General features: G+C 59.7%; 9 protein-coding genes, 1 tRNA gene and 1 pseudogene. 4 read left to right on the top strand and 7 right to left on the bottom strand.

The annotated features are described in order from the left end of the window. Positions 1-285 precede the first annotated feature (285 nt). Positions 286-361 (bottom strand) — tRNA-Ala (locus DFP89_RS19300). A gap of 230 nt (positions 362-591) precedes the next feature. Then, the gene (locus tag DFP89_RS19305; protein ID WP_114350948.1) at positions 592-792 is read right to left on the bottom strand and encodes a hypothetical protein; all 201 of its coding nucleotides are present in this window, start codon (positions 790-792) and stop codon (positions 592-594) included. 329 nt (positions 793-1,121) lie between these two features. Here DFP89_RS19305 and DFP89_RS19310 point away from each other — a divergent pair, with 329 nt between their 5' ends. Beyond that, complete coding sequence (locus DFP89_RS19310) at positions 1,122-2,135, top strand: L-threonylcarbamoyladenylate synthase (RefSeq protein ID WP_114350949.1); 1,014 nt, start codon at positions 1,122-1,124, stop codon at positions 2,133-2,135. 54 nt (positions 2,136-2,189) lie between these two features. Here the strand turns inward: DFP89_RS19310 and DFP89_RS19315 are convergent, their stop codons facing one another. Further along, positions 2,190-3,167 carry a hydrogen peroxide-inducible genes activator gene (locus DFP89_RS19315; RefSeq protein ID WP_114350950.1) on the bottom strand — a complete coding sequence of 326 codons (978 nt, stop codon included), beginning with the start codon at positions 3,165-3,167 and terminating at the stop codon, positions 2,190-2,192. 153 nt (positions 3,168-3,320) lie between these two features. Between DFP89_RS19315 and katG the strand changes: the two genes are divergently transcribed. Further along, positions 3,321-5,501, top strand: coding sequence for a catalase/peroxidase HPI (katG, locus tag DFP89_RS19320; protein ID WP_114350951.1), 2,181 nt, complete (start codon positions 3,321-3,323; stop codon positions 5,499-5,501). A gap of 29 nt (positions 5,502-5,530) precedes the next feature. Here the strand turns inward: katG and DFP89_RS19325 are convergent. Continuing rightward, positions 5,531-6,124: pseudogene (locus DFP89_RS19325) on the bottom strand (IS5 family transposase); the annotation flags it as partial. Between the two features lie 11 nt (positions 6,125-6,135). Here DFP89_RS19325 and DFP89_RS19330 point away from each other — a divergent pair. Together DFP89_RS19330 and DFP89_RS20205 are read left to right on the top strand one after the other, a co-directional pair. Then, positions 6,136-6,351 carry a hypothetical protein gene (locus DFP89_RS19330; protein WP_114350952.1) on the top strand — a complete coding sequence of 72 codons (216 nt, stop codon included), beginning with the start codon at positions 6,136-6,138 and terminating at the stop codon, positions 6,349-6,351. 214 nt (positions 6,352-6,565) lie between these two features. Beyond that, complete coding sequence (locus DFP89_RS20205) at positions 6,566-6,862, top strand: hypothetical protein (protein WP_220269887.1); 297 nt, start codon at positions 6,566-6,568, stop codon at positions 6,860-6,862. A 125-nt stretch (positions 6,863-6,987) separates the two neighbouring features. Here DFP89_RS20205 and DFP89_RS19335 read toward each other — a convergent pair whose 3' ends face one another. The 3 genes from DFP89_RS19335 to DFP89_RS20440 form a co-directional block, all read right to left on the bottom strand. Continuing rightward, complete coding sequence (locus DFP89_RS19335) at positions 6,988-8,268, bottom strand: DUF2235 domain-containing protein (protein WP_114350953.1); 1,281 nt, start codon at positions 8,266-8,268, stop codon at positions 6,988-6,990. Between the two features lie 80 nt (positions 8,269-8,348). After that, on the bottom strand, positions 8,349-9,008 hold the full coding sequence (locus tag DFP89_RS20210; RefSeq protein WP_147273364.1) for a hypothetical protein: 660 nt from the start codon (positions 9,006-9,008) through the stop codon (positions 8,349-8,351). Continuing rightward, a partial coding sequence (locus tag DFP89_RS20440) for a hypothetical protein (RefSeq protein WP_220269888.1) occupies positions 9,005-9,647 on the bottom strand: 643 nt, incomplete at its 5' end. The genes DFP89_RS20210 and DFP89_RS20440, both read right to left, overlap by 4 nt.

The following is a 9,647-nucleotide window of genomic DNA, read 5'->3' on the forward strand; positions in this document are numbered from 1 at the left end:
ACTAGCATTGACGCCATCATAACACGCAGAACATAACCACTGGGTGGGTCAGTTCTCGGTGACAATGCCGGGTCAAATCTCAGTGGCAATCAACACGCATGGATTCACGATGTGAATCCTCCAAGGTGGGAGTGCTGCTACAACGCCCTTCCCCACGCATAACGAACAAGCCAGCAGAGTGATCCCTACCGGCTTCGGATTTCCTCACAGTAACAGATTTCCCAACAAAACGGACAATCCGCTGTCATTAATGGAAGATCTATCTGGCACTTGCCATGAGATGATTGGTGGAGCCAAGGGGAGTCGAACCCCTGACCTCTTGAATGCCATTCAAGCGCTCTACCAACTGAGCTATGGCCCCACCGGAGGTCCAAGCAGCGCGTTGCGCCGCTTGCGTGGGGCGTCGTATAAGAGGGGCCGCCGGGGAGCGCAAGGGGAAAATTTCAACTTTCGGCAATGCCTAGATACCTGGCCGGAAAGCGGTCCTAATGCCTTGCCGCACGCCCCGTCTGCGCCGCAGCGGAAATGCCGAAATGCCGGAAAATCCGGCCCGGTCGTGCTACAGCTTTGCCGCGAATTCGCGTGCCGTCTTCAGGCGCCGCTACGGTCGCGCCAGCGGAAATGGATGTTCTCGCAATGCGCCGATTCCTTGAAGGCCTGATCCATCAGGACCATGAAGGCGCTTCTCCAGATCGACGGGGGCTGACGATAGACCCGCGAGCAAAGCGGTTCTGAATTCTGACCACCAAGCGCACGGTTGATGGCGACGGATGTGGTCCACCAGGCGTTCATCTTGAACCTCGGATACTAACTAAAGGCCTTTCACCATATGAATGTAACGCCTTGGAAACACCGGGCGTTCACATGCCTTCAGCATCGCCTTGAGATGCGGATTTGTCACCGTAGCTTTTTGGATAGTTCGGCCGCGCGATACACGGCCAGATGGTCGAAATTTTGGGCGCTCAGCCCGGTTTTCGGCCGGTGATCCGGCAGTCTGGCGCGACTCGGCCCGCAAGGCGCCCAAGCGTTGACGCCCTGCGCCGCCGCCCTTAACAGTCGGGGCAAGCGAAGGGGGCCCCGATGAGCGCGCGGCGCAACGAAAACCACCGAAAGGCGAGCCGATGACCGTCCCCGTCCAGGCGCGCGTTCTGGCCGCCGACGATCCCGCCGCGCTGGATGCGGCGATCGAGCTGCTGGCGCGGGGCGATCTGGTCGCCATCCCGACCGAGACTGTCTATGGCCTTGCCGGGGCCTCGACCCGGGCCGATGCGATTTCCCGCATCTATCAGGCCAAGGGCCGGCCCAGCCACAATCCGCTGATCTCGCATGTGGCGGATATCGCCATGGCCGAGCGCTACGTTCGCTTTGATCCGCGCTCGCGGGCGCTGGCCGAGGCATTCTGGCCCGGGCCGCTGACGCTGGTACTGCCGCTGCTGCCGGGGCCGGGGATCGACCGCGCCTCGACCGCGGGGGGCACGACGGCGGCGGTGCGGGCACCGCGCGGCTTTGCCCATGAGCTGATCGCGCGGCTGGGCCTGCCGCTGGCGGTGCCAAGTGCCAATCGCTCGGGCCGGATCAGCCCGACGCACGCCGAACATGTGCTGGCCGATCTGGGTGACCGCCTGCCGCTGATCGTCGATGGCGGCCCGACCGAGATCGGCGTCGAATCGACCGTGGTCCGGGTGCGACCCGACGGCATCGACATCCTGCGCGCGGGCGTCATCACCCCCGACCAGATCGCTTTGGCCGCCGGGTTCGATCTGCATGACGTGGCCGCGTCCTTGGGGGATGGCGGCGTGCTGATCTCTCCGGGCATGCTCAGTTCGCATTACGCGCCGCGCGCGCGGGTGCGGTTGAACGCGCATGAGGTCGCGCCGGGCGAGGCGCTGATCACCTTTGCCGCAAAGCGCCTGCCGGGGCAGGAACGGGCGGCGCTGGTTCTGGACCTCAGCCCCTCGGGCGATCTGGCCGAGGCGGCGCGCGAATTGTTCGGTCTGCTGCATCGTGCGGATGCGTCCGGCGCGGACAGCATCGCGGTAGCGCCGATCCCCGATCATGGCATCGGCACGGCTATCATCGACCGGCTGACCCGCGCCGCAGCCCCCCGTGACCAAGGCGGCAGGGGCTCGGCCTAACCATATCCGAAAAACCGTGATGGCGCAGGGCGGCGCAACTGGCCCTGCCCTATCTCATGGGGTACGGCTCTCAGCCCGGGATGCCTTCGGTAGGCCGCCTTCCGGCTCCAGATCGAAACCGTCGTGACCGCTGCCCGCCCCGCCGGCAAGGGCTGCGGCGCGTACCGCCGCTGCCACCTCGGCCAGCTGCGCGGCCAGAGGGTTGGTCTTGCGCCAGACCATGCCGATCATGCGCGAAGGGCGCGGCGCGGCCAGCCGGGCCACGGTGACCGGGGCCGAGCCGGCCTCGATGGCGATGGCCATTTGCGGGATCAGCGTGACGCCGATCCCCGCGCCAACCATCTGCACCAATGTCGACAGCGAGCTGCCCTCCATCATGTCGCGCGCGACCGAGGGCGACATCTTGCAAAAGGACAGCGCCTGATCACGAAAGCAATGCCCCTCCTCAAGCAGCAAAAGCCGCATCTCGCGCAGCATCTCCGAACTGGGGACGGGTTTTCCGGCATCCTTTCGCGGGCGCACCAACAGGAATTCCTCAGCAAACAAGGGCATCTCGACCAGCCCGGATTCCGAGACGGGCAAGGCGACGATGGCCGCGTCGAGCCGCCCCTCGGCCAGATCGTCAATCAGCCGCCGCGTCACCGCCTCGCGCGGGCGCAGGTCCAGATCGGGATAGCGCAGGGCCAGCGCCTGCACGATGCCGGGCAACAGATAGGGCGCGACGGTCGGGATCACGCCCAGCCGCAGCTGCCCGGTCAGCGCGTCCTGCGCGGCACGGCCCAGCTGCGCCAGCTCATCGACAGCGCGCAGGATGTCGCGGGCGCGGGCGGCAAATGATTCGCCCAGGGGCGTCAGGCTGATCTGGCGGGTGCCGCGTTCGATCAGCGCCGCGCCCAGAATATCCTCAAGCTCCTTCATTTGCAGCGACAGCGCCGGCTGCGAGATGGCGCAGGCTTCTGCCGCACGGCCGAAATGGCCATGCCGGGCAAGGGCTTCGAAGTAGCGCAGGTGTTTCATAGTCAATGAGTTCATAAGCTCTACATATCAGATGCATTAGAAAATGAAAATTTATCTTATTGCCGTGGCTTGCTATGGTTCCTTGGAAACCCGGTTCTGTCGCAGCTGCACGATGATGCGGCCGGCGGCAGGGCCTGCCTCGCAATATAGCCAGGATTGGAGAGCAAGATGGACGGAAACGAGATCAAACAGGCCGGCAAATGCCCGGTCATGCATGGCAGCGTCACGGCGGCGGGCCAGTCCAACGTGGACTGGTGGCCGAATGCGCTGAATCTGGACATCCTGCATCAGCATGACAGCAAGACCAATCCGCTGGGCGAAGGCTTCGACTATCGCGAGGAACTGAAATCGCTGGATGTCGAGGCGCTGAAAGCCGATCTGCGGGCGCTGATGACCGACAGCCAGGACTGGTGGCCGGCCGATTGGGGCAGCTATGTCGGCATGTTCGCCCGCGTGGCATGGCACACGGCGGGCTCCTACCGTCTGGCCGATGGCCGTGGCGGCGGCGGCACCGGCAACCAGCGTTTCGCGCCGCTGAATTCCTGGCCCGACAACGCCAATACCGACAAGGGCCGCCGCCTCTTGTGGCCGATCAAGAAGAAATACGGCAACAAGATCAGCTGGGCCGACCTGATCCAGCTTGCCGGCACCATCGCCTATGACGTCGCCGGGCTGAAAACCTTTGGCTTCGGCTTCGGGCGCGAGGATATCTGGCATCCCGAAAAGGACGTCTATTGGGGCGCGGAAAAGGAATGGCTGGCGCCGTCGGACAGCCCCCGCTACGGCGATGTCGACAAGCCCGAGACCATGGAAAACCCGCTGGCCGCCGTGCAGATGGGCCTGATCTACGTCAACCCCGAGGGCGTTAACGGCAAGCCCGATCCCCTGAAAACAGCCGCCCAGATGCGCGAGACCTTCGCCCGCATGGCCATGAACGATGAGGAAACCGTCGCCCTGACCGCCGGCGGCCACACCATCGGCAAGGCGCACGGGAATGGCAGCGCCGCCGATCTCAGCCCCGCCCCCGAGGCCGGCAGCCTTGAGGATCAGGGCCTTGGCTGGCTGAATAAGACCGGCAAGCGCGGCATTGGCCGCAACACCGTCGTCAGCGGCATCGAGGGCGCATGGACCACCAACCCCACCAAATGGGACAACGGCTTCTTCGACATGCTGATGAACCATGAATGGCGGCTGACCAAAAGCCCCGCTGGTGCGTGGCAATACGAGCCGGTCTCGATCACTGAGGCGGACAAGCCCGCCGATGTCGAGGATCCCTCGATCCGCTACAACCCGATCATGACCGATGCCGACATGGCGCTGAAGGTTGATCCGGCCTATCGCGCGATCTCGGAGCGGTTCCACAAGGACCCGGCCGCTTTCAACGACGCTTTTGCCCGCGCCTGGTTCAAGCTGACCCATCGTGACATGGGGCCGAAGCCGCGCTATCTTGGCCCCGATGTCCCGGCCGAGGACCTGATCTGGCAAGACCCGATCCCCGCCGGCCCGACCGGCTATGACGTGGCCGCGCTCAAGGCAAGGATCGCAGGCTCGGGCCTGTCGCTCTCGGACATGGTCACCACCGCCTGGGACAGCGCCCGGACCTATCGCGGCTCGGACATGCGCGGCGGTGCCAATGGCGCGCGCATCCGCCTTGCCCCGCAAAAAGACTGGGTCGGCAATGAACCCGAGCGTCTGGCCCGGGTGCTGTCGGTGCTGGAACCGCTGGCCGCCACAGCCGGTGCCTCGGTCGCCGATACCATCGTTCTGGCCGGCAATCTCGGCATCGAGCAGGCAGCGATTGCCGCCGGTTTCGATGTGAGTGTGCCCTTCACGCCGGGCCGGGGCGACGCGAGCGCCGCGCAGACCGACGCCGCGTCCTTTGACGTGCTTGAGCCCTTGGCCGACGGCTATCGCAACTGGGTGAAAAAGGACTATGCCGTCTCGCCCGAGGAGATGCTTCTGGACCGCACTCAGCTGATGGGCCTGACCGCGCCCGAGATGACCGTGCTGGTCGGCGGCATGCGGGTGATCGGCGCCAATTACGGCGGCTCGAAGGCCGGCGTCTTCACGGATCGCGAGGGCGCGCTGACGACCGACTTCTTCGTCAACCTGACCGACATGGCCTATTCTTGGGTCCCGACCGGCAAGGATCTTTACGAGATTCGCGACCGCAAGACGGGGGCGGTGAAATGGACGGCGACGCGGGTTGATCTGGTCTTTGGCTCGAACTCGATCCTGCGGTCCTATGCCGAGGTCTACGCCCAGGACGACGCCAAGGCGAAATTCGTGCAGGATTTCGTCGCGGCCTGGGTGAAGATCATGGACGCGGACCGGTTTGATCTGGCCTGAGGATTAGTCTCCAGCCTCATTGATCCTCGAAGCCAGAACATCACGGTTCTGCGAGGGCGAGGGCGGTTAGGAAGGTCCTGGCGCATCTGTCATAGCGGGTTGCGGCCCTGCGCCAGTCTTTCAGCCGACCGAACATGACCTCGATGCGGTCGCGGCGGCGGTAGCGCGGCTTGTCGTAGGGGACAGGCTTGCCGCGCGACCCCCGACCGGGGTGCAGGGGCGTATCCCCTTGTCCTTCAACGCATCCCGGAACCAGTCGGCGTCATGACCCCGGTCGGCGATCAGCCTCTCCGCGGCCGGTAGACTGCCCAGCGGGGCGGCAGCACCGGTATGGTCGCTTGTCTGACCTGCGGTCATGAAGAACTTCAGCGGCCGTCCCCTGGCCTCGGTGATGGCGTGCAGCTTGGTGTTCAAGCCACCCTTCGCGCGCCCGATCAGACGCCCGTGCTGGTCGTCGCCCCCCCTTTTTTCGCCCGCAGGCTCGAAGCCGTGCGGTGCGCCTTGAGGTGCTTGCGCGGGCATGCTCGAACCGATGGCGCATGCCCGCTCACATCGATCATGACCGTCTTGTGCTCGGCGCCCTCGGAGGCCAGCCCCTCCATCATCCTCGCGAAGACCCCCATGCCACCTCCTGGTGAAATGGTGGTTTGGCCGGGTCTTTCGTGAAATCGCGGAGGAGTCGAACCACTCGGCCATTCTGGACCTGAAGCGCGCGGCCGGATGCAACACGGACAACAACGAGATTGCCACCCGCTTCAGGCGGTTCCTGACAGATCGGGGCATCAAGCGAGATGCGGCCAATGTCGAAAAACTGTTCTCGGATTTCGGCGCAAAGGTGGGCCGGATATGATCGGGGAAAGCTGGGCGGCGGATACTTTGCGCCTGATGAGTGGACAGGCAACCGCTCTTGCATGCAAGACTTGGGGCAAGGCGTGATGCAAACGGGCGCAAGGCCGTGAGATACACCGCGGGTGAGGCAGCAACGGCAACCGGCCTGAACACCGCAACAATCACCAGAGCGATAAAAAATTCCGTATTTCAACCGCTAAGTCAGAAACAGGCGCGTGGCAGATCGACCTGTCAGAATTGCACCGTGTTTTCCGCTCTTTGCAAGCAAGCTCTTGCAGAAAGATCAATTGCAAGGACGCGCGAGGAAAGATCAGGAGGAAAGAAAAAGTGCAAACGATGTCTTGCATGGGGAAATTGAGACGATGCGCGAACGATTGGCGGCAGCTGAACAGCGTGCGGCTGCGGCCGAGGCGTTGGCGGAGGAGCGCGGGCAACGTCTGGATCAGCTTGCCCCCCTTGTTGCCCGGGGTCGCGCCTATCCCGATGACAGATACTCGACCGTGGTGGCGTAAGATTTTTTTGAAGTATCGCCGTCATGACGGAGCCAGGGTCATAACCCATTGATCTCATCATCTCCATCAGCTCAGGAACTTGAACCTCGCAAAAACGGTAGCCTCAATAAAATCAACGGGCGCTGTTACAGGCTCGCGACCTTGCGCACTGCGTCTGGTTCGGGAAGGTTCGGCGATACACCGCGATTCGTTTCATTGTTGAACGAAATATGCGCATATCTCTTTCGAATCTCCAATTCTAATATCTCAGCCTGATTAATGTCATTTCTGCACAGCGCACGATAATAGTTGTCCAGATCTTTATCTATCCCAATACTCTTGCCATCAATGGAATCGCCTATATTTGCACGAAATGGAACGCCAGCAGAGACTGCGCGATCATGCATCAGGCGCAAACTTACAAACTGAAGGCCGTGATCAGCAGTATTCTGAATTATCGTTTCAGAGGTAGATTCGAAATCCCCAGGAGCTCCTCGAATAATGAAATCCCCATCGACATCAATTTTGTCGTTACTCACAACATACTGCATAGATAACCCCCAGCGACTTTCGAAATATTTGCGAACTCCGGGATAGGCCATATCCGTAAAATAAAATGTGCTAGGTGGTGAATTGGGGAGGTAACCACCACCAATATCTGAGTGGGAGCCAACCATTTCTATGCGCTCACCGCTCATTGTCAATGTAAGCGGGAAATACCGACGAATTTCATCTTTAGCCGTGATGTGGACGATTATTTCAGAAACATTGCCGCTGGTATTCAGATATACGCCCTCATGGTTTCCGGTATTGCCGCCGCTCCCCATGAATGAAACCTTATCAAATAGCCCAAGGAACTTTGTGCGAATATTGGTTGAGCCATAAGAAAATTCCTGATCCTTTACACCATTCGCGAAATCACGGGCAGCAACCGCACCTCGGGAGAATCCGAATACGTCCAACCAGATATCACACGGCTGAATTCCGCCCGTTACTTTGCGTATATAACTCTCAAGTTTTACATATGATTCAAGAACGCGACTTTCGACGCCCTCGGGTCCAGCACCCCAACCAAGACCAGTACCAGTTGGCAATGCCACTATCCCGGCTGAGGGAATATGAACCAGCTTGCCGCCACTGATGACGCGGGGTTCTCGTGGCAAGCCGTACCAGCCTAAAAAATCGTCACCATCGCTATTTGCCCTGACTCCGATACCCCGCATGTAAATAGATGAATAGCTTACCTTTCTTGATTGGCCGTTGATGGCTTCGATTTTTCCTTGATCTGGAAGGTAAATTCTCTCGAGCAAGTCAACATTCGTATGCCAGGTCACGCCACCCACCGGAACGTGGTCACGAGAATTGCCAGTACCGTCAAAAAACATACCAACCCGGAGCAGTTCGCAGCCAACGGCGACCGTATCCACCGGGGCCGTGCCTGCTTCTTGTGCGGCAGATCTGGCTACGCTCTACGCCAAGCCGGGATCGGGAGAAGCGCCTGTTTCCATCATTTTTCTCCGCCCTCGGCACAACGCGAGGCTGGCACCGGGTTATCAATCAGATAGCGTTCTCGATTGCCCATCATGGATGAAAGCATCTCTTCATCGTTTGGATCCCTGGCCGCCGCCGCCAACTCCATCGCGACAATATCTTCGGGCGGCAATTCCTCGGCACATATTTCTCGCAGGGTGATGGGAGGGTATTGATCTGGTGGAGTTATAATGTTTCCGGAATTCCTCTTGCCAATAATGCTCGCAATATACTTGTTCATGGTCGTAACGGTCACATCGGCACCTGGTCCGTTCACAATATCTATTGTCGCATAGCCGGGAAGACTCTCAACGATTGATAATTCTGATGCCGCAACTGTAACGTTTGCGGTATAAGCTTTCTCGTTAACAATATCATACCAGAATACATTAAAGACAAGCGCATCCCCTTGCTTGTCAAGATACTCTATCCCTCCGCTTTCGCTTCGTCCCTTGAGGGACCTGGAGACAATCATACGATTATTCAATTCCATTTTGTTGACGGCAGGAACTGCAATATGCGAACTGTAATCTATGGAAAGAGTCTTAGGCCTTCCGTCAACCGCCGACATTCCGAGTAATGCAAGACACGCCAAGGTAACGCAAATTGGTGTAAGAATCTTGTATGTTCCCTTCATATCACTGCATCCACTTTTCTCACCGCCTGCCCGTCCAGAAAATTTTCTATCCTCTGGATTAATTCATGATCTGATTGCGCTGCATGTGCAGCTCTAGAAACCTCACCGTTTCCATAGCTTTCCAGAAAGTTCGGGCCCAGCATCGTCTCCCATGTACATAGCTTCGCCAGGTGATCACGACGCCAGAACCCAATTTTGAACCACTGATCACGCTTGTCGCGTAAACGTGAGGTCATTGTTGCTTCGGTTATTGTGACATGCGGGCCAGTATGCCGCCAAGTGATGCCGATGATTTCATCGAATTGCTGCTCGCGTCGTAACTGCCGCATAAACTCCCATACTGGCTGTGTCAAAATCCATCGTTTTTCGATCTTTAAGGGGCTGATGGCCTGAACTGTAGCAATGGCCTGACGGCTAGCCGTGACGATGGTCAGTGCACGCCCATGCATCAAAAAGAGCGGCCGAATGAAAGCCTGGATAGCTTTCTCATCAGATCGCAGAAACAGCTTTGTACTGATTGGTGAAGACCAAAATGCAAAGAAGAACCACTTCCCGCTTTCATCCTGAACGCGTGTGAACTTTCTGAAGTGCCGCCACATGTCATCCAGCGTTCCGTGCGCCCGGACATAGATGCCCGGT

Origin of the sequence: Paracoccus lutimaris (assembly GCF_003337565.1) — a bacterium.
Taxonomy (GTDB): Bacteria; Pseudomonadota; Alphaproteobacteria; order Rhodobacterales; family Rhodobacteraceae; genus Paracoccus; species Paracoccus lutimaris.

Excerpts from the sequence above, each read along its gene's own strand:
- katG (WP_114350951.1), top strand. The coding sequence starts at position 3,321 with ATGGACGGAAACGAGATCAAACAGGCCGGCAAATGCCCGGTCATGCAT.
- DFP89_RS19315 (WP_114350950.1), bottom strand. The coding sequence starts at position 3,167 with ATGAACTCATTGACTATGAAACACCTGCGCTACTTCGAAGCCCTTGCC.
- DFP89_RS19310 (WP_114350949.1), top strand. The coding sequence starts at position 1,122 with ATGACCGTCCCCGTCCAGGCGCGCGTTCTGGCCGCCGACGATCCCGCC.
- DFP89_RS19305 (WP_114350948.1), bottom strand. The coding sequence starts at position 792 with ATGAACGCCTGGTGGACCACATCCGTCGCCATCAACCGTGCGCTTGGT.
- DFP89_RS20210 (WP_147273364.1), bottom strand. The coding sequence starts at position 9,008 with ATGAAGGGAACATACAAGATTCTTACACCAATTTGCGTTACCTTGGCG.